A 19,185-nucleotide genomic window follows, 5' to 3' on the forward strand; every position below is an offset into this window, starting at 1 on the left:
TGACGAATGCTAGCGCAAGGCACTTGCTGCCAGCTTTCAAACGGACCGCCGTGGTCGATAACCAGCAAATTATCGGCCAGCCAGCTCCGCGGGCAGGGCCGGGAAGAATCCGCCACCGGTCAGCAGGCCGTACGCCATCCACACGGCGACGGCCAGATAGAACAGTTGTGGTGCCCAGCTCGCCAACGCCTGTTGGCTCGCAGCCAGCTGCTGCGCCTGCAGGCGGGCGAAACGCAGCAGCGCCTCGCCTGGTCGGCCGGTCGCTTCGCCGGTATTGAGCACGCCGATGAGCATGGCTTTGCCATGAAAACTCAGCCCGTCGAAAGCGCGCACCAACGACTGCCCAGCCGCAACCCGTGGTGCCAGGTTGGCGAAATCCCGCCGCAGCCGTGCATTGGTCACGGCATTGCAGGCACGCGGCAAGGCATCGAGCACCGGCATGCCCGCCTCCAGCAACAGCCCGAGGCTGTCACAGAAGTTACGGATATCCGCCCGCAACTGCAGGCTGCCCAATATCGGCAGGGCCAGCAGAAGATCGTCGAGTGGACCTGGCTGATCGCTTCGCCGCTGCTGCCAGCGCCGCCACAACGCACGCGCACCGAACAACAGCGCAGCCAGCCACAACACCGGCAGCAGAACGGCCGCCAGGTAACCTGCACCACTCAGGCTGCCAGCGACCAGAGAAGGCAAGGGCTTGACCGCCAGCGCCAGCAGCAAAACCCCGGCGGGCAGCAGAAGACGTGACTTCAATTCTGCGGCATGACGCGCCTGCTCATCGTAGCGCTGCGCCAGTTGCTCGTAGATATGCGCCAGCGCTCCGGCTTCTTGAGCGGCGCGTACCAGGCCGCTTTCCAGTGGCGTGAACACGCCACTCAACTGGCCGGAACTCGCCAGGTCGCGGCCGCCGCCGACCATCTGCCGCAAGCGCTTCACGGCGGCCTCGTGGCGCGTACCGAGATCCAGACTGGCCAGCGCCCGATCAATGGGCACACCGGCCCGTTCCATCGCACCAAGGTGAGCGAACAAGCCGGCGCGACTGCGCAGATCGAGAGTGAGATGACGAGGCGACATGATCGGGCTCGGTGGATTTCAGCGCTCAGGTTAACCAGTCGTCACGCGAGGCGCTACGGAGCGATGGGAGGCATCGGCGCATGCGGCAGCCAGCGCCCGAGGATCGCCGCGAGGCTGCCGTCCTCATGCATCTGCTGCAAGGCGCGTTGCCAGCGCACCACACGCACCACCGAAGTCTGCGGGGAGAAAGCGATGTAATAGGCCGAACGCATGAACGGCACGTGCGCGGTGACGTCCTGCGGTTTGAGATCGACAGCAGCCAGCTCGCCAGCCAGGGTCAGGTCTTCGGTAGCAATCAGCTTGACCCGGCCATGCTTGAGCATGGTCACCATCTGTTTCGAACTGGGCACGCCGTAGAGGTTGGTAAAGCCACTCGCGCTGAGGGTCTCGAAGGTGTACCACTGCTTGGGCAGCGCCAGTGGCCCGCTGGCCGCGGCCTGCTCCAACGTATCGATGACCAGGTCGCGCGACTTGAGCGAATAGAAGCTGGTGGTGCCGACCACGATGGGCCCGACCCACTGAAACCTGTTCTCGCGCTCAGGAGTGCGCACGGTGGAAAACAGCGCGACATCTTCATCCTGTTGAGCCAGATGCAATGCTCGCGTCCAGGGCATCAGTTCGATCTGGCCGCTGTCGCCGGTGCGCGCCAGTAATGCTCTGACCACCTCGATGGAGAAACCGCTGGGCTCGCCCTCGCGCAAGAAGCTCATTGGCGGCGCATCCTCGGTGAGCAGACGCAACTGAGCTTCCACCGGAGCGCACAACACCACCAGCAGGACACACAGCCATTGCTTAATACACTTGGCCATCACCGCCCCTCCCGCTTGCAGCCTAGCAAGACGTGGAGCGCCATGCAGCCACTTCACTCGAGGCGCAGCAAATCGACCAATGTCCGCTCATCGGCCGTCGGAAACCAGTGTCGATAGATCCGCTCCAGGCTGCCGTCATGACGCATCTGCTGCAGCGCCTGCTGCCATCGCGCGACACGAGCGGCATCCGTCTGCAGGGAAAAGGCGATATAGGAGTCATTGGGCATCAGGTCGAACTGCGCCTGCAGTTGCCCGGCATTCATGCCCTGTTCGGCAAGCATGCCGTCGAGGGTCAGGTTGTTGGCCAGCAGCAGCTTGACCCGGCCATGGCGAAACATGCGCAGCATGTCCTGAGGCGTCGGCACGCCATACAGGTTATCCAGCTCCTGTTCACGCAGCAGTTCGTAGCTGTACCACTGCTTGGGCACCGCAAGGGTGCCGAGCTGGCGCACGTCGTCCAGACTGGTGACTCGCAGCCCGGCATCCTTCTTGTGCGTGTAGAAGCGCGTATAGCCTCGTGCGATCGGCCCGACCCACTGAAACTCGGCTTCGCGCTGCACCGTGCGCACGGTGAAAAACAACGCCGTGTCGGCCTGATGACGAACCTGGTGATAGCCGCGTGTCCAGGGCACCAGTTCGATGCGCGCCAGCTCACCGGTACGGCGGATCAACTCTTCGACCACCGCCACAGCCATGCCACTCGGCTTGCCATTCTCGAGATAGCTGAAAGGTCGATAGTCTTCGGTATACAGCCGCAACTCGGCCGCCGTCACGTTGACGCAAAAACTGCAGAACAACAGAGCTGCGAGCAGGTACTTCAGGTTCATTGCACGCCACCGTCTAGAGCGCGCCCTACAGCGAATTCAGGGCGGCCAGGACAAGGATCATAAACCCGCGCTCTGCCCATCACCAAGGCTGTTGCGGCGCGGTCATATCGGCCAATTCCCTGGCGGTCATTACCCGTGGCTCGAGCAACAGCTGCAGGCGTGGAATGGCGCGTTCGCCACTCAGGGCCCGATGCACCAGACGCACCGCATGATCGCCCATGGCCTGCGGTTGCTGAAGCAACAGGGCGTGAATCTGTCCTTGTCTCACGGCATCGAACAGCAGTTCGCCTCCATCGAAGCCGACGAAGTCCACGGTACCGGCCTTGCCCAACTGGCGCAGGGCCGCCAGTGTCGCCCGGCTGTTGGTGCCATTGGGGCTGAACAGGCCGTCGATCCTGGGCAACTGCTCGCTCAGGGCCTCGGCGATGCGCTGGCGGTCATCCCCCAGATAGGTATCGAACACCACCTGCAGCCCTGACGCCTGTGCCGCCAGCAGAAAGCCGCGCTCACGTTCCTCGGTCGATTGCAGCCCGGGACGCAAACGCAACAACCCGACCCTGCCACCCTGCCCGAGACGCTCGGCCAGTTGTTGCCCGGCCAACTGACCTGCGAGGAAGTTGTCGGTCGCCACCAGCGCATAAGCGCCATCTCCCGCAACGCCGCGGTCGACATAGACGGTGGGAATACCTTCGTCACGCAAGGCCACTATCCGGGTATCGATGGCATCACCAGCCGGGGCAATGATCAGCGCCTTGCAGCCCTGTGCAAGCACGCGATCTATCAGTTGCAACTGCACCTCGACGCGGCCCTCCTGGGTCGGGCCGCGCGTATAGAGTTCCAATTGCAGATCGTCAGCGGCGCGTCTCGCGCCGGCCTCCAGCTCGCTCCAGAACGCCGATGTGCCAGCCGGCACCATACCGATGCAGTCCCGCGCCCAAGCCGGCACAGGCGTCAGGAAAAGAGCAGCCAGCAGCAGGTAAATGAAAGGGATGATTCTTGGCATGTTCGACTCCCAGGCCTTGCCATCACTTTAGCATCACCAGCCAGCTCTTCTCTCCTGTCGGATGGCTGTCGACTCATACTTTTCACATTCAAAACCGACGGTCGGGCTAGCCCTGGCGCGCCGGGCAGGCGATCATCGGCCTTCCTACGCAGACTCCAGCCACCATGACCGCCACTACTGACAGCCGTACCCCGACGCACAAGCCCCGCCCGCTGATCGACCTGGTCATCAGCATCCTGATTCCCTCGTTGATCCTGATGAAGCTCAGTGGCGAGCACCGCCTCGGCGCCGATGGTGCGCTGATTCTGGCCCTGGCGTTCCCGCTGGGCTGGGGCGCGTTCGAGCTGATCAAATATCGCAAATTCAACTTTATCGCCCTGCTCGGCCTGATCAGCGTAGCGCTGACCGGCGGTATCGGCCTGCTCAAGCTCGACACTCAGTGGCTGGCAGTCAAGGAAGCACTGATCCCCGGCCTGATCGGCATTGCCGTGCTGGTTTCCACCCGCACCCGCTACCCGCTGATTCGCACCCTGCTGTTCAACAAGACGGTGCTCAACATCGACAAGATCCATGCTCGCCTGGAGCAAGGCGGCCATGTCGAGCACTTCGAAACGCGCCTGATGCGCGCGACCTACTGGCTCAGCGGTACCTTCTTCTTCTCCTCGTTCATGAACTACGTGCTGGCCAAGTGGATCGTGGTCAGCCCGGCCGGTACCGAGGCCTTCAATGATGAACTGGGGCGCATGACCCTGCTCAGCTACCCGATGATCGCCATTCCCTCGATGGTCATGCTGATGGCCATCTTATACTACCTGTGGAAGACCATTCACGGCCTGACCGGCCTGAGTCTGGAAGAGATCATGGCCAATCCCCAGGATCGCCAGTCCTGACCGGCTGATCCCATGCTGGCCGCCTCCGCCTACCTGGGCCTGTTCCTTTCTGCCTTCTTCGCCGCCACCCTGCTACCCCTGCAATCGGAGGCGGTGCTGGTGGCGCTGCTGCTCGGCGGCGCTCATGCCACCTGGGCGCTGCTCACGGTTGCCACCGCCGGCAACGTGCTGGGTTCCTGGGTCAATTGGCTGCTCGGGCGCTCCCTCGAACACTATCGCCAGCGGCGCTGGTTTCCGGTAAGCGACGCGCGCCTGCAACAGGCGCAGAGCTGGTATGCCCGCTATGGTCGTTGGTCACTGCTGCTAAGCTGGATGCCAGTGATCGGCGATCCGCTCACCCTTGTGGCCGGCGTGATGCGCGAACCGCTGTGGCGTTTTCTGCTGATCGTCACCCTGGCCAAGGCCATGCGCTACGCCGTACTGGCCGCAATCACCCTGACCTGGATCTGAGCCGATGACTCGCTCGCGGATATCCACACCCCCTGCGAGGACATACTCGGTAACGCCGCAAATGCGCACAGCGGTTGAGCATCTGCCGCGCCTCCGTGATACTGCGCAGCGCGCTGAGCAGGCATGACACGTCCGCGCGCCCGCATAACCGGCCCACTAAGCCGATGAACAGCAGCCTCGATAGGGGCGTACGGCCCGTCTTCACCGCCTCATGGGCCTATCGAGTGAGGAGTTGCAGTGTCCGTTGTTGAAGCCAAACCCAAACTGAAACGCAGCGATCTGATCTGGTCGCTGATTGGTCTTGGCGCCGTAGTGCTGTCCTGCTTCCTGCTCTACCGCGAATTGCGCAACATCTCCCTCGACGAGATTGCTGACAGCCTGCGCGCGATCAGCCACACCAATTGGTTGCTGGCAGCCGGCGCCACGCTCGGTGCTTATTGGGCCCTGGCCTGGTACGACCGCATCGCCATCGCCCACCTGGGCCGAAAGATCTCCTGGCGCTTCATCACGCTCTGCTCCTTCACCACCTATGCCCTGGCCCACAATATCGGCGCCTCGGTATTTTCCGGTGCCGTGGTACGTTACCGGGCCTACCGCAGCAAGGGCCTGACGCCACAGGAAATCGGCATCCTTATCGTTTTCTGTTCCTTTACCTTCGCCCTCGGCACCCTGCTCGCCAGCGGCTGTGTGCTGATCGCCCAACCGGATCTGATCCACCGCGTCGTCGACGTCACGCCGCTGGTGTCCATCGCCATCGGCGGCGTCCTGCTCGGCCTGGTCGGCCTCTACGTGCTCGGTTCCTGGCGCCAGTTCAAGCCCTGGACCCTGGGCAAGCTGCATGTGGAATATCCACGCCTGCCCATCGTCAGCCGTCAGTTGCTGGCCGGCCCGCTGGAGCTGTTGTGCGCAGCGGCAATCATCTACTTCGCCCTGCCGGCCGATAACCATCCCGGCTATCTGGTGGTACTCGGCGTGTTCCTCGCCTCTTTCTCGCTGGCGCTGCTGTCCCATGCACCAGGCGGCCTGGGCGTGCTGGAGGTGACCTTCCTCGCCGCCCTGCCGGAAATCCCCGCCGCCGATGTACTGGCCGCGCTGATCGTATTCCGCATGTTCTACCTGCTGCTGCCCTTCGCCCTGTCGCTGTTGGTGGTGCTGGGCTTCGAGTGGAGCCAGTGGAAGGAAAAGCAACTGGGCAACAACCTGCCGTCCTGACGGCTCGCCGCCACCGCTTTGCTGACATAGAATGCGCGGCCATTTTGCGGCCCTGCGTTCTGTCATGTCCTTCAGCACTCCCGCCCGCGCCTGCGGCATCGACTTCGGCACCTCCAACTCCACCGTCGGCTGGCTACGTCCCGGCCAGGACAGCCTGCTGCCCCTGGAAGACGGCAAGATCACCCTGCCCTCGGTGATTTTCTTCAACACCGAAGAGCGTCGCCCGGTCTATGGCCGTCTGGCCCTGCACGAATACCTGGAAGGCTACGAAGGCCGGCTGATGCGCTCGCTGAAGAGCCTGCTCGGCTCCAAGCTGCTGAAGAGCGAAACCACCGTGCTGGGCAGTGCCCTGCCGTTCAAGGATCTGCTCGGGTTCTTTATCGGCGAGCTGAAAAAGCGCGCCGAGACCCAGGCCGAACGGGCCTTCGAGGAAGTGGTGCTGGGCCGCCCGGTATTCTTCGTCGATGACGACCCAGCGGCCGACCAGGAAGCGCAGAACACCCTGGTGGCCGTGGCGCACAAGCTCGGCTTCAAGGACGTGTCGTTCCAGTACGAGCCCATTGCCGCGGCCTTCGACTACGAGTCGAACCTCGACCGCGAGGAGCTGGTGCTGATCGTCGACATCGGCGGCGGCACCTCGGACTTCTCCCTGGTGCGCCTGGCGCCGGAACGCCACCACCTGGCCGAGCGCCAGGGCGACATCCTCGCCACCGGCGGCGTGCACATCGGCGGTACCGACTTCGACAAGCAACTGTCGCTGGCCGGGGTGATGCCGCTGTTCGGCTACGGCAGCCGGATGAGGAGCGACGCCTTCATGCCCACCAGCTACCACCTCAACCTGGCGACCTGGCACACCATCAACGCGCTGTACGCGCAGAAGACCCAGTTGGCCCTGCAGAACATGCGCTACGACATCGTCGACGCCACCGGCATCGACCGCCTGTTCGGCCTGATCGAACAGCGCGCCGGGCACTGGCTGGCGATGCAGGTGGAAGAGAGCAAGATTGCCCTGAGCGAACAGGACGCGCGGCCCATCGACCTGTCGCGCGTCGAGCCGGGCCTGGTCGCCGAGCTGACCCGCCCGCTGTTCGAGAATGCCATCGAGCCGCTGCTCGAACGCATCCGCGCTAGCCTCACACAATTGCTCGCCGATGCCGGCATCGCTGCCGATCAGGTCGACACACTGTTCTTCACCGGCGGCTCCAGCGGCGTGCCGGCGCTGCGTCAGAGCGTGGCCGCCATGCTGCCGAATGCATGCAGTGTGGAAGGTAATACCTTTGGCAGCATCGGCAGTGGCCTGGCCATCGAAGCGAAGAAACGCTACGGCTGAGCCGATTCTGTTCCCAAATACTACCCGTACGTCGCAGCATCAGTTACAGGGCCTAGGTTTACCCGGTGTTCAATCAGCCCACCGGGTGATCGCCATGCTGAAGAAACTGCTGCTCACCACCACACTTGGCCTGCTGCTGGCTGGTGCCATTTTGCCCAGGCCCACCATGGCTGGAGTTTCTACGACACCGATCAGCTTCTGAGCCTGGAAGTACCGCTGCAGACCGTCAACTACCGCAACCCGCACGCCGACGTGAGCATCGAGCACGACGGGCGCACCTAGCAGGTGATCCTCGCCCCGATCAGCCGCCTGCAGGCCCCCGGCCTGCCGGAATCCGACCTGACCGCGGGCAAGACCGTGATCATAGTCGGCTACCCACGCAAGGACGGCACCACGGAGATCCGCGCCGAACGCATCATCGTCGACGGGCGCACCATCGAACTGCGCTAGATGAACAGCCTGATCGCCTGGGCCGCCTGGCTCGAAGCCACGGCGCTGGGCGAGCAGATGCGCAGCTCGGCACTGCTCTACCCGGCGCTCAACCTGCTGCATCTGCTTGGCCTGGTGCTGCTGCTTGGGCCCATGCTGCTGCTCGATGCGCGTCTGCTTGGCGCCGGCCGCAGTTTCCCGCTGACAGCGGTGTCGCGCACGCTGACGCCACTGGCGGTGGCCGGCCTGTTGCTCCTGCTGGGCAGCGGCGTCTGTCTGTTCGCCGCCGACGCAGGGCCGCTGGCAGTCGACCGTCTGCTGCAGCTCGAGCTGCTGCTGATCGCCCTGGGTATTGGCAACGCTCTGTTGCTTCGCCAGCTATGGAGTGCCCGGCTGGGCGACTGGGATACGTACGCGCCACTGTTCGGTCGGCTGAAAGCGGCGCTGTCGCTGCTGTTGTGGCTCCCGGTGATGAGCCTCGGCCGCCTGCTGGACTACTTCTAGCGCAGCGTGCTTTGCCTTAACAGGACGTTGAAAACTACCTACGTTGGCAATCCTGCGTTAAAAACAACCTCGCGTGCGAGCCCAGTCAAAATGCTCATTTACAAATATGTAAACTGCGCTTTTTCGGTCGTTTGACTCGCTGGCGCTCGCCCTTCGGGCCAGCCTGCGGCTGTTACTCCCGTTGGTCGTTGCGCCTTGTCTTGCCTGCCTCGCCTACGTTTTCAACGACCTGTTATCCTGCGCGCCTTCGCCCTCGAACAGGAATGCCCCGATGAAAGCCCAGCTGGAAGAACTGATCGCCAAGATAAGCTCCGGCTGCCTGGCCGAGGACGAGATCGCCCGTATCGCCGACGAGGCCACCCAGGCTTACGCCGATCCGACCGCCTTCCTCGCCGCCAACCCGGACGTCAACTACGACGACGAATTCCCCATCCCCCTGGGCGAATGGGTGGTGGTTGGCAGCCTGCCGGATACCGTGCTGTTCCAGGCCGACAGCTATGAAGAGCTGTTCCAGCGCATCACCGAGTCCTTCGGCCCGCAGGTGCAGTTCGTGCTCAAGGCCAAGCAACTGGCCAAGACCGAGCCACTCAAGGCGCTCAACCGCATTCAGGTGCAGCTTTCGGCCCTGTCGCCGGAAACTGGCGGCTACGTACTGCTGGATTTCAGCGAACCGTTGGACGACGAACTGCAGGCGGTACTGGTGTACGCCAGCGACCTGCCGCGGGTGATGGAGCTGGCGGTGGAAGTGGGCATCTATGCGGCGCCAGCGCTCGAAGCGCTGAAAGCATCTCAGTCTGACGAGTAAAGCCATGCCCCGGCCCTTGCCTGCACTGACCCCGGAGTTACTGGTGCATAACCTGTCCATCAGCCTTGGCTTCTATTGCGACTTGCTGGGCTTCAAGGTTCTGTTCGAGCGTGTAGAGCAGGGGTTCGTCGCGATTGGCCTGGGAGAGGCGGCGCTCATGCTGGAGCAGATTGCCGACAACCAGGACAACGATGATCCCTGGGTCGTCGGCCCACTGGATGCACCATTGGGCAGGGGCATTAATCTGCAGATAACCGTGGATGACATTGAACGGCTGCATCAGCGGCTGCTGTCCTCAGACCAGCGCCTGAGACTGCCGCTGGAAGACGTGTCTTACCAGGCAGGGGCTCAATTGCTGAACGTGCGCCAGTTCATGCTGCAGGATCCGGATGGTTATCTGCTGCGTTTCAGCCAGATCGTCAAAGGCTGATCCCTCCCCCCCGCGGTCAAGGTCGGAGAGCACGACCTTCAGATGCCCATCACCATCATCCACAGCGGCAGCGTCACCGCCGACAACAAGGTCGACAGCGAGATCGCGGCGCTGACGCTACGGTTGTCCTCAGCCGTACGGCAGAACGCCATGACGTTGACACCGCTGGGGCAGGCTGCCAGCAGCACCAGCACCGTACGCGCTGAGTCGTTCAATCCCGGCAGCAGACCACTCAACAGCCAGACCATGGTCGGGAACAGCGCCAGCTTGGCGAAGGTCAGCCCCCAGGCCTCCGTCGTCGGGCGCAGGCGATACCGCGACAGGCTGGCGCCGAGCACGATCAGCGCGCAAGGCAAGGCAGCCTGGCCCAGCCAGGTGATCGCCCGCCACAGGCTTTCCGGCACCTGCAGCCCGGACAGGTTGACCAGCGCCCCCAACCCCAGACCGATGATCATCGGGTTGGCCAGATTCTTCAGCAGCGCGCGACCGTCGACACGCTCCTGACTACCGAAAGCGGCATAGAAACTGTGCAGGGAAAACAGTGTGAGGCTATGGAACACCAGGATGGCAAAGACGTAGAGCAGACCGTCATTGCCCATCAGGCTGGCGATCAGCGGAATGCCCACCAGCACGTTGTTGGAGAAGGCCGCCACCAGCCCCAGCGGCGTCGCCGTACCGCGACGCCAGTGCGCCAGCACGTTTACCACGCCGAACACCAGCAGTACCGGTAAGTAGTAGGCCAGCAGCAGCATTGGCGACAGACCTTCGGCCAGCGATGCCTTGGCGATACCGGCGAACAGCAGCGTCGGCATGAACAGCTTGAAAGTGATGTTGGCCAGACCGGTCGCCGACTCGTTGGTCAGCCATTGCCGCCAGCCAAGCACATAGCCGAGAACGATCAGAGAGAAGATCGGCAAAATTGCCTGTGCCGCGAGCATGACGGATCCTGCCTCCTGGGAACTGCTGAAGAAGGCGGGTCGCACTGGACCCGCGAGGGTCGCCAAGCATACGCGTGCCGGGTCATCGGCGCGATGCGTGGCGAAACATTCGCCGCTCGGCTTGCCGGCCGGCCAGAAACCCCGTGATAGAGCCTCTCGACCAAGTATTGAAGGTATCGATGTTCACTATCAGGACAGTCAAGTTCTTATCTGCGCTCATGTCCTCAAGAATTGCCTCCGAAGCCACTTATTAACTCCCCCACGGAGACACCGACATGAAAACTCAACTGACCCTCGCCGCTCTGGCCCTCAGCCTGATGACCACCAGTGTATTCGCCGCCCCGAGTAGCGCGCCCTTCCCGCTGGTGGGCGAAGCCAAGGACAGCCAGGTACAACAGCAACCCATCGCACCGCTCGCCGAAGACGGCTCCGACCGTACGCCGGGTGCACAGCGCATCCAGCTGGTAGAAGGCGGCTACGAGCGTACTCCGGGCGCTCAGCGCCTGCAGCTGGCCGAAGATGGCTACGACCGTACTCCGGGTGCACAGCGCATCCAGCTGGCCGACGACGGCTACGACCGTACCCCGGGTGCACAGCGCATCCAGCTGGTAGAAGGCGGATATGAGCGTACCCCTGGTGCCCAGCGCGTTCAGCTGGCCGAAGGTGGTTACGAACGTACTCCTGGCGCACAGCGTGTACAGCTGGCCGAAGGCGGCTCTGATCGCCTGATCGAACAACGTGGACGCACTGCATAAGTGCTATCGCAACACCCCAAGCCCGGCACAGGCCGGGCTTTTTCATGCCTGCGATTTATAGGCGAGCGCGCACTGGCACGCAGCGAGTCATGCCATCCCTGCAGAGGGCAAGCGGTAGATCCAGATACGTCGAAGCACAGTCGCAAACTGCCCCCACAAGGTGCCGCAGTTGTAATGCTGGCCATAACGCTCGGCGATCAGGCGCACCTCACGTGCCAGTTCGGCATAGCGCCGCGCCGGCAGATCCGGGAACAGGTGATGCTCGATCTGATGACTGAGGTTGCCGGTCAGGATATGCAGCAGCGGCCCACCGGACAGATTGCTCGAGCCGCGCAGTTGGCGCAGATACCAGTGCCCGCGCGTCTCCCCTTGCAATATTTCTGGCGCAAAGACCGCCGCCTTCTCGGTGAAATGACCGCAGAAGATCACCAGAAAGGTCCATAGATTGCGCAGCAGATTGGCCACCAGATTGCCGGTCAGTACGGCCAGTGCATTGGCGCCGAGCAGCAGGGCAAGCAGCGGAAACGCCAGATAGTCCTTGCCCCACTGCCGCGCCAGCTTGGCACCGAACTGACGTGCCAGCGGACGCACCTCCTCCTTGCTGATGCGGCCTTTCACCAGCTTGTCCAGGCGCAGGTGCTGGATCGCCACCGCGTACTGGAACAGCAGCGCCTGGATCGTCACCCACAGGGGTTGCCAGCGGTAGAACGGCTTCCAGCGCTGTTCGGGGAACAGGCGCACCACGCCGTAGCCGACATCGTCGTCCATGCCCAGCACGTTGGTGTAGGTGTGGTGCATATGGTTATGCGTGTGCCGCCAGAAATCAGCCGGCCCGACGATATCCCATTCGTACTGGCGCCCGGAAAACTCCGGATCGTTCATCCAGTCGTACTGGCCATGCATGACGTTATGGCCCAGCTCCATGTTCTCGAGAATCTTGCCCAGGCCCAGCAGGAAAGTGCCGAGCAGCCAGGTCGGCGGGAACCAACCGAACATCAGCAGCGCGCGGCCGCTCCAACAGCACAGGCGCACGGCACTGCGCACTCGGCGGATATAACGCGCGTCGTGTTCACCCAGGTCAGCCAGCGTACGCTGGCGCAGGGCGTCCAGCTCCTGGCCGAAGGCCTCCAGCTCGGCAGGGTTCAGCTCTCGATCAAGGCGGACAGTCACAGGTCGATCTCCACATCCCCATGCGGGGCACTGACACACAAACGAATGGGTTGGTTGGGCTCGGCGAACAACGCGCCACTGCGCAGATCACGCACCGTACCGGCCAGCAGCAGGCAGGTGCAGCTGGTGCAGATGCCCTGGCGACAGCCATGAGCCGGACGCAACCCGGCCGCCTCGGCTTGCTCCAGCAGACTGGCGGTGCTGCTGCCCGAGACCTGCTGCTGGCTGCGGGCAAAGCTCAGGCGGATCGCCCTCGCCTGCGCGTCGGCCAATACCGGCAACGGGCTGAAACTTTCCGATTGCAGGCTGCCTCCGCGTCCGGCGTCATGCAACCCGCCACAGGCCTGCTCGACGAACCCACGCGGGCCACAGACCCGCACATGCTCACCCGGCAATGCGGCCAGCCGCTCGGCCGACAGCCGCTCGCCCTCACCACTGAAAGCCCACTGCACCTGGAAGTTGGCATGCCGTGCCGCCAGTGCCTGCAGCTCTTCAGCAAAGGCCTGCTGGCCGCGATGCCGCACCTGATGCAGCAGTGTCACCGGCGCAGAAAAGCCTCGCGCCAGCGCCTCACGCAATAACCCGAGCAACGGCGTGATGCCGCTGCCGGCCGCCAGCAACAGCACCGCGCGCGGCTCTTGCGGCCAGGCGAAGTCACCAAAGGCCTGGCCCAGTTCGATGAGTTGCCCCACGGCCAGATTATCGAGCAGCAGATTGGATAACCGCCCACCGGGTTGACGCTTGATCGCGACCTCGATACGCCCGTCGGCCGCCACCGAGGTCAGGCTGTAACTGCGCCCGTGACGCACCCCGTCCTGCTGCAGATACAGCTGAACATGCTGCCCGGCACGCCAGCCGCGCGCGTTGCCGTTGCAACGCAGTTGTATCGCCAGCATGTCGTCGGCCACCCAGCGGCGTGACTCGACCCGCGCATAAACACGATTGAGGCGCAGCGCCGGGTGCAACAGGCGCAGGCAGAGATCGACATCCGCCTCGCGCAACCAGCCGCCCGCACAGAGCCGGCGCAGCGGCTGCAGAGCAGGCGACAAGCGCCGCGCCAATGACAGGGGAATCAGGGGCATCCGTAATTATCCAGTGAACACTTGTTCACAAGACTGGCAGAAAGCCCATATTTCAGTCAACACTTGTACACAGACTGCTGTCACCGCGGTTCGACGCTGCCGCCCTGCTTTGCTAGAGTGCGGCATCCCTCAATGATCCGATTCCGCATGACGCCACGCGCCGAACAAAAGCAGCAGACCCGCCAGTCCCTGATGGACGCCGCCCTCACGCTAATGGAAAGCGGGCGCGGCTTTGGCAGCCTGAGCCTGCGCGAAGTGACGCGCGTCGCCGGTATCGTGCCCACCGGTTTCTATCGGCACTTCGCCGACATGGACGAACTCGGCCTGGCACTGGTGGCGGAAGTCGGTGAGACCTTTCGCGCGGCGATCCGCCAGGTACGCCGCCATGAATTCGAGATGCGCGGCATGATCGATGCCTCGGTGCGCATCTTCCTCGCTGAAGTGGCGGCCAACCACGCTCAGTTCCTATTTCTCGCCCGCGAGCAGTACGGCGGCTCACAACCTGTGCGCCAGGCCATTGCCGCCCTGCGCGAACGCATCACCAGCGACCTGGCCGCCGATCTCAAGCTGATGAACCGCATGCCGCACCTCGACGATGCGGCGCTCGACGTGGTCTCGGATCTGGTGGTCAAAACCGTCTTCGCCACCCTGCCCGAGCTGATCGATCCGCCCGCCGAAACCCTGCCCGCGCACCTCACCGCAGAGGCCAAGGTCATCCAGCAACTACGCTTCATCATGGTCGGTGGCAAGCATTGGCTGGGGCTGGGCAAGCCTTCAGACTAGCGCGCACCAAAATCGCTCACCCCTAACAAAAACGCACCAAATCAAACCTGACCGCCTCGCCTAGTTATCCACAACAGGCTTGAACGCCCCGCCCTGCGCCACTCTTCAGCCTTGGCAAGCCACTTGCACTATTTCCGGGCACATTGCCCCGGAATAGATACGCATGCTGGTGATCCACTCCCGAATCGCGCCGCAGAGCGCCTGCGACGCCGAACTGGAACTGACCTTCGAAGCCCGCAGCAAGAGCCGCCTGCGCTGCTTCACCACTGACGGTGAAGAGGTCGGCCTGTTTCTCGAACGCGGCCAGCCGGCACTGGCCGATGGCGAGTGCCTGCTGGCCAAGGATGGCCGCATCGTGTGCGTGCGCGCCAAGGCCGAGCCGCTGCTGCATGTGACCTGCGCCAGCCCCTTCGAGCTGATGCGCGCCGCCTATCACCTGGGCAACCGCCATGTCGCCCTGCAACTGGGCGACGGCTGGCTGCGCCTGCCGGATGACTACGTACTCAAGGCCATGCTGGAGCAGCTCGGCGCCACGGTCGAAGCCATCGAAGCGCCCTACCAGCCCGAACAGGGCGCCTATGGCGGCGGTCACCATCACTCCCATCATGGCGACGAGGAGTTCAACTACGGCCCGCGCCTGCACCAGTTCGGGGTGCGCAAGTGAGCCCGAGCCTATCGCCTCAGGCAGGGTGTCGCGGGGCCGCCCAAGCCGTGCGCAGCGGAGCACAATCATGAAACCCGCCTGGGCTCTTTTACGCCTGGCCAGCCCACAGCTGCCCATTGGCGGCTACAGCTACTCGCAAGGCCTGGAATGGGCCATCGACAGCGCGCTGGTCAGCGATGCCGAGAGCGCCGAGCGCTGGCTGGCCGATCAGCTCTTGCTCAATCTCGCGCGCTTCGAAGCGCCGCTGCTGCTGGCCCACTGCCGCGCAGCCGCACAGGCTGACTGGGCACAGCTTCAGCTACTGGCCGAACAACACCGCGCCAGCCGCGAAACCCGCGAACTGGCCCTGGAAAGCCGGCAGATGGGTTATTCGCTGCGGCAACTGCTCGAAGGCCTGCCCGAGCTGGACGAGGCCGCGCGTGAACTGCTCGCAACCCAGGAGGAGCCCGGCTTGGCTCTGGCCTGGGCACTGGCGGCACGCGCCTGGCAGATCGCCCCGGACGATGCCCTGGCCGCCTGGCTCTGGGGCTGGCTGGAGAACCAGCTCGCCGTGCTGATGAAGGTGCTGCCGCTTGGCCAGCAGGCCGCCCAGCGCCTGACCAGCCGCCTGCTGCCGCAGCTCGAGGCGGCCCAGCAACAAGCCGCCAGCCTTTCCCCCGAACACTGGGGCAGCGCCGCCTTCGGCCTGGCCCTGGCGAGCATGGCGCACGAGCGCCAGTACTCGCGTCTTTTCCGCTCCTGACGAGGAACAACACCCCATGAACAGCCAACCCCTGCGTGTCGGCATCGGCGGCCCGGTCGGTTCCGGCAAGACTGCCCTCACCCTCGCCCTGTGCCGCGCCCTGCGCGAGCGCTACAACATCGCCGTGGTCACCAACGACATCTACACCCAGGAAGATGCCCAGTTTCTGGTGCGCAACGAGGCGCTGGAGCCCGAGCGCATCATCGGCGTGGAAACCGGCGGCTGCCCGCACACCGCCATCCGCGAGGACGCCTCGATCAACTTGGAGGCGGTCGAGCAGCTCAACCGCCGCTTCCCCGGCCTCGACCTGATCATCGTCGAGTCCGGCGGCGACAACCTGTCGGCCACCTTCAGCCCCGAGCTGTCCGACCTGACCCTATACGTGATCGACGTGTCAGCCGGCGACAAGCTGCCGCGTAAGGGCGGCCCCGGTATCTGCAAATCCGACCTGCTGGTGATCAACAAGGTCGATCTGGCCCCGATGGTCGGCGCCTCACTGGAAGTGATGGAGCGCGACACCCTGAAGATGCGCGGCGACAAACCCTTCGTCTTCAGCAACCAGAAAGTCGGCCAGGGTCTCGATGAGATCATCGCCTTCATCGAACGCCAGGGCATGCTCACGGCAGCCTGATTCCACCTTCAAGGAGATCCCTATGTACCTGCGCAAGACCCTTTCCGCCATCGCCCTGCTCTGCACCCCGGCACTGGCCTTCGCTCACCCTGGGCATGGTGATTCCGGCCTGATGGCCGGCCTGGCCCACCCGGTGTTTGGCCTGGATCACCTGCTGGCGATGTTCGCCGTTGGCCTGTGGGCCGCCCAACAGAGCGGCGCGGCGCGCTGGGCGCTGCCGCTGACTTTCGTCGGCAGCATGCTGCTCGGCGGCCTGCTCGGCTTCTCCGGCGTGGAAATCCCGTTGATGGAAACCGGCATCGCCGGCTCGGTACTGGCGTTCGGCTTGCTGGTAGCCGTCACCGTGCGCCTGCCGATGGCGGTATCCGTAGCCCTGACCGCCTTCTTCGCCCTCACCCACGGTGTCGCTCACGGTCTGGAGTTGCCGGAACTGGCCAGCCCCTTCGGCTACGCCATCGGCTTCATCGTCGCCACTGCCGCACTGCATGCCATTGGCTTTGCATTGGTGCGTTTTCTGCCCCAGGCCGCAGCACCCTTGGTACGTATCGCGGGCGGCGCCTCGGCAGCAACGGGTGCCTGGTTGCTGCTCAGCTGAGCATCCGCTGCAGGCAGGGTGTACACGCACCCTGCCTGTTGGCGTCCAGAGCCGACGTGACGGGCGCTAGCGTGATCGTTCACCAGCTTATCCACAGCTTTCTTCACATGCTCAGGGGATAATTGTTCGGCCTGCCTGCCAAGGTATAAAAAAGACTGGACAACGGTGTTTCCAGCATCCTCAGAACAGCACTGATCAAAGCTTGGCCAATACACTGAGAGCCAGTCATATCGGGCCATACAGCAACAATTACAACAGTTACCCACAGCATCACCCACAGCAATCGTGGAAAACCAAAAGGCACGCTTCGAGCTTTCCCAAAAACTGTCAAGTCCTTGTGTGAAAAGGAAAAACAACGCTGTTCAATTCTTCACCAACAGGCTGTAAACAAGGTATTTCAGGCATCGCAGGCAAACGCCACCAGCTTATCCACAGAAATGCCCACAGCCTTCGTGGAAAACTTTATTGCCGTTGTCCGGATGGTGCACAAACACACAAGGCCCTTGCATCGATACAGGCACCAACGCGACGCTAGCGGCTGCAACCGGAGTCGCTTTCAGTGGTCTTGCAGGCGCATCACGCCGCCAAGTTCATCCAGGGATGTTTCATGTTCAGTTTCTTCCTCGCCGCCATGCTCCTTGGCTTCGTCTTCAACGCGACGCCCGGCGCCGTATTCAGTGAAACCCTGCGCCGCGGGCTGCGTGACGGCTACAAACCGGCATTGTTTGTACAGATCGGCTCGCTGGTGGGCGATGCCACCTGGGCCGCCCTGGGCCTGACCGGCCTGGCTCTGCTGCTCGACAGCGCGCAGATTCGCTATCCGCTGACGCTGGCCAGCGCGCTCTACCTGGCCTGGCTCGGTTATCAATCACTGCGCGACGCCCATCGCCCGCCGCTGCCCAGCGACGACAGTCAGGGCGCCGCTGGTGGTGCCTTCGCCGCAGGCGCTGCGCTGTCGCTGACCAACCCGCAAAACATCGTTTACTGGGCGGCCATGGGCGGCGCGATGGCGGCCATCGGCGTCGCTCAGCCAACGCCAGCTCACCTGGCGGTGTTCTTCGCCGGCTTCATGGTCTCGTCGCTGCTCTGGTGCTTCATCTGCGCCGGCCTGGTGGACTGGTTTCGCCGCGCGGCCTCGCTGCTCTGGCACCGCCTGACCTACGCAGCCTGCGGCGTGGTGCTGCTGGGGCTGGCCGGCATGAGCGCACTGGAGCTGGTCTGATCGACTCGCGGCTATCGCCACCATCGAAATAATCTAAGGGCGCAGCATCCCAGGCAGGACTAGGCTCAAGCACATATCCCTGCGTCAGGAAGCCGCGCCATGCACCTCAACGACCTGCTCAAGCAACTGCTCGCCAGTTACGCCTGCGCCACCTGCGGCATCGATACGCGCCACTGACCCTTGGTGGCTGGGCGACGGCTGGTTACCCTTGGCGCCTTCAGCCAAGGAGCCTGCTCATGTCCCTGCGTAGCGTCTGCGTCTTCTGTGGTGCCAGCCCTGGTGCCAGTCCCATCTACCGCGAAGCGGCCGAAGCCCTCGGTCAGCACCTGGCCAAGCGCGGCATGCGCCTGATCTACGGCGGCGGCGCCGTCGGCCTGATGGGCGTGGTCGCCGATGCGGCGCTGAACGCCGGTGGCGAGGTGATCGGCATCATCCCGCAAAGCCTGGAACGTGCCGAGATCGGCCATCGCAACCTGACCTGTCTGGAAGTGGTGGATGGCATGCATGCACGCAAGGCACGCATGGCCCAGCTGGCCGATGCCTTCATCGCCCTGCCCGGTGGCCTCGGCACCCTGGAAGAGCTGTTCGAAGTGTGGACCTGGGGCCAACTCGGCTACCACGCCAAACCGCTGGGCCTGCTGGAGGTGAACGGTTTTTACAGCAAACTCGGCGACTTCCTCGATCATCTGGTCGCCGAACGCTTCGTGCGCCCGCAGCACCGCGAGATGCTGCAGATTGCCGGTACCCCCCAAGACCTGATCGATGCGCTGGTCGAATGGCGCCCGAGCGCGGCGCCGAAGTGGGTAGATCGCGAGCCCGTCTGAGCCAGTACGCAGAGATGTA

General features: G+C 63.6%; 24 protein-coding genes. 16 read left to right on the forward strand and 8 right to left on the reverse strand.

Translation table 11 applies throughout. From position 1 onward, the window contains the following. Positions 1-69: 69 nt before the first annotated feature. The 4 genes from N5J71_RS04305 to N5J71_RS04320 all read right to left on the reverse strand — a co-directional run bounded on the left by N5J71_RS04305 (position 70) and on the right by N5J71_RS04320 (position 3,710). Complete coding sequence (locus N5J71_RS04305) at positions 70-1,071, reverse strand: type II secretion system F family protein (protein WP_279916383.1); 1,002 nt, start codon at positions 1,069-1,071, stop codon at positions 70-72. Positions 1,072-1,124: 53 nt separating this feature from the next. Continuing rightward, positions 1,125-1,880: a substrate-binding periplasmic protein gene (locus tag N5J71_RS04310; RefSeq protein WP_279916384.1), complete on the reverse strand. Its 756-nt coding sequence runs from the start codon at positions 1,878-1,880 to the stop codon at positions 1,125-1,127. 53 nt (positions 1,881-1,933) lie between these two features. Continuing rightward, positions 1,934-2,707 (reverse strand): substrate-binding periplasmic protein, encoded by a 774-nt coding sequence (locus tag N5J71_RS04315; RefSeq protein ID WP_004425179.1) that lies wholly within the window; start codon positions 2,705-2,707, stop codon positions 1,934-1,936. A gap of 79 nt (positions 2,708-2,786) precedes the next feature. After that, positions 2,787-3,710, reverse strand: coding sequence for a substrate-binding domain-containing protein (locus N5J71_RS04320; protein WP_055984180.1), 924 nt, complete (start codon positions 3,708-3,710; stop codon positions 2,787-2,789). 164 nt (positions 3,711-3,874) lie between these two features. On the opposite strand from N5J71_RS04320, the gene N5J71_RS04325 reads away from it, so the two are divergent. The 8 genes from N5J71_RS04325 to N5J71_RS04360 all read left to right on the forward strand — a co-directional run bounded on the left by N5J71_RS04325 (position 3,875) and on the right by N5J71_RS04360 (position 9,760). After that, the gene (locus N5J71_RS04325) at positions 3,875-4,600 is read left to right on the forward strand and encodes a VC0807 family protein (RefSeq protein ID WP_279916385.1); all 726 of its coding nucleotides are present in this window, start codon (positions 3,875-3,877) and stop codon (positions 4,598-4,600) included. Positions 4,601-4,612: 12 nt separating this feature from the next. After that, entirely contained in the window at positions 4,613-5,050 is a 438-nt protein-coding gene (locus N5J71_RS04330; protein WP_004425185.1) for a YqaA family protein, read from the forward strand. A gap of 237 nt (positions 5,051-5,287) precedes the next feature. Then, entirely contained in the window at positions 5,288-6,262 is a 975-nt protein-coding gene (locus tag N5J71_RS04335; RefSeq protein WP_279916386.1) for a lysylphosphatidylglycerol synthase transmembrane domain-containing protein, read from the forward strand. A 64-nt stretch (positions 6,263-6,326) separates the two neighbouring features. Continuing rightward, on the forward strand, positions 6,327-7,592 hold the full coding sequence (locus tag N5J71_RS04340; RefSeq protein ID WP_279916387.1) for an Hsp70 family protein: 1,266 nt from the start codon (positions 6,327-6,329) through the stop codon (positions 7,590-7,592). A gap of 285 nt (positions 7,593-7,877) precedes the next feature. Then, positions 7,878-8,042: a hypothetical protein gene (locus tag N5J71_RS04345; RefSeq protein WP_004425190.1), complete on the forward strand. Its 165-nt coding sequence runs from the start codon at positions 7,878-7,880 to the stop codon at positions 8,040-8,042. Next, a complete protein-coding gene (locus tag N5J71_RS04350) occupies positions 8,043-8,525 on the forward strand; it encodes a hypothetical protein (RefSeq protein WP_004425192.1) in 483 nt (160 codons plus the stop codon). It abuts the gene before it with no gap. Between the two features lie 271 nt (positions 8,526-8,796). Beyond that, positions 8,797-9,330, forward strand: coding sequence for a hypothetical protein (locus N5J71_RS04355; RefSeq protein WP_279916388.1), 534 nt, complete (start codon positions 8,797-8,799; stop codon positions 9,328-9,330). Positions 9,331-9,334: 4 nt separating this feature from the next. Beyond that, on the forward strand, positions 9,335-9,760 hold the full coding sequence (locus N5J71_RS04360; RefSeq protein WP_004425198.1) for a bleomycin resistance protein: 426 nt from the start codon (positions 9,335-9,337) through the stop codon (positions 9,758-9,760). A 38-nt stretch (positions 9,761-9,798) separates the two neighbouring features. Here N5J71_RS04360 and N5J71_RS04365 read toward each other — a convergent pair whose 3' ends face one another. Beyond that, entirely contained in the window at positions 9,799-10,698 is a 900-nt protein-coding gene (locus N5J71_RS04365) for an AEC family transporter (RefSeq protein ID WP_074856201.1), read from the reverse strand. Between the two features lie 275 nt (positions 10,699-10,973). Here N5J71_RS04365 and N5J71_RS04370 point away from each other — a divergent pair, with 275 nt between their 5' ends. Further along, positions 10,974-11,453 (forward strand): hypothetical protein, encoded by a 480-nt coding sequence (locus N5J71_RS04370; RefSeq protein ID WP_279916389.1) that lies wholly within the window; start codon positions 10,974-10,976, stop codon positions 11,451-11,453. An 87-nt stretch (positions 11,454-11,540) separates the two neighbouring features. Here the strand turns inward: N5J71_RS04370 and N5J71_RS04375 are convergent, their stop codons facing one another. Both N5J71_RS04375 and N5J71_RS04380 read right to left on the reverse strand, forming a co-directional pair. Beyond that, on the reverse strand, positions 11,541-12,623 hold the full coding sequence (locus N5J71_RS04375) for a fatty acid desaturase family protein (protein WP_424960557.1): 1,083 nt from the start codon (positions 12,621-12,623) through the stop codon (positions 11,541-11,543). Beyond that, on the reverse strand, positions 12,620-13,705 hold the full coding sequence (locus N5J71_RS04380; protein WP_147810412.1) for a ferredoxin reductase: 1,086 nt from the start codon (positions 13,703-13,705) through the stop codon (positions 12,620-12,622). The genes N5J71_RS04375 and N5J71_RS04380 overlap by 4 nt, the downstream gene beginning before the upstream one ends. Before the next feature lie 147 nt (positions 13,706-13,852). Between N5J71_RS04380 and fabR the strand changes: the two genes are divergently transcribed. The 6 genes from fabR (at position 13,853) to N5J71_RS04410 (ending at position 18,342) form a co-directional block, all read left to right on the forward strand. Continuing rightward, positions 13,853-14,488 (forward strand): HTH-type transcriptional repressor FabR, encoded by a 636-nt coding sequence (gene fabR, locus N5J71_RS04385; RefSeq protein WP_147810431.1) that lies wholly within the window; start codon positions 13,853-13,855, stop codon positions 14,486-14,488. A gap of 163 nt (positions 14,489-14,651) precedes the next feature. Beyond that, on the forward strand, positions 14,652-15,152 hold the full coding sequence (gene ureE, locus N5J71_RS04390; RefSeq protein ID WP_108233601.1) for an urease accessory protein UreE: 501 nt from the start codon (positions 14,652-14,654) through the stop codon (positions 15,150-15,152). Positions 15,153-15,219: 67 nt separating this feature from the next. Continuing rightward, entirely contained in the window at positions 15,220-15,894 is a 675-nt protein-coding gene (locus N5J71_RS04395) for an urease accessory protein UreF (RefSeq protein WP_279916391.1), read from the forward strand. A gap of 16 nt (positions 15,895-15,910) precedes the next feature. Beyond that, entirely contained in the window at positions 15,911-16,525 is a 615-nt protein-coding gene (gene ureG / locus N5J71_RS04400) for an urease accessory protein UreG (protein WP_013713893.1), read from the forward strand. A gap of 22 nt (positions 16,526-16,547) precedes the next feature. Next, positions 16,548-17,120, forward strand: a complete 573-nt coding sequence (locus N5J71_RS04405; RefSeq protein ID WP_279916392.1) for a HupE/UreJ family protein — start codon at positions 16,548-16,550, stop codon at positions 17,118-17,120. A 607-nt stretch (positions 17,121-17,727) separates the two neighbouring features. Continuing rightward, on the forward strand, positions 17,728-18,342 hold the full coding sequence (locus tag N5J71_RS04410) for a LysE family transporter (protein WP_279916393.1): 615 nt from the start codon (positions 17,728-17,730) through the stop codon (positions 18,340-18,342). Positions 18,343-18,426: 84 nt separating this feature from the next. Here the strand turns inward: N5J71_RS04410 and N5J71_RS04415 are convergent, their stop codons facing one another. Beyond that, positions 18,427-18,567: a hypothetical protein gene (locus N5J71_RS04415; RefSeq protein ID WP_187272782.1), complete on the reverse strand. Its 141-nt coding sequence runs from the start codon at positions 18,565-18,567 to the stop codon at positions 18,427-18,429. An 11-nt stretch (positions 18,568-18,578) separates the two neighbouring features. On the opposite strand from N5J71_RS04415, the gene N5J71_RS04420 reads away from it, so the two are divergent. Beyond that, positions 18,579-19,166 (forward strand): cytokinin riboside 5'-monophosphate phosphoribohydrolase, encoded by a 588-nt coding sequence (locus N5J71_RS04420; protein WP_257597661.1) that lies wholly within the window; start codon positions 18,579-18,581, stop codon positions 19,164-19,166. Positions 19,167-19,185: the final 19 nt, after the last annotated feature.

Source organism: Ectopseudomonas oleovorans (assembly GCF_029845265.1).
Taxonomy (GTDB): domain Bacteria; phylum Pseudomonadota; class Gammaproteobacteria; order Pseudomonadales; family Pseudomonadaceae; genus Aquipseudomonas; species Aquipseudomonas oleovorans.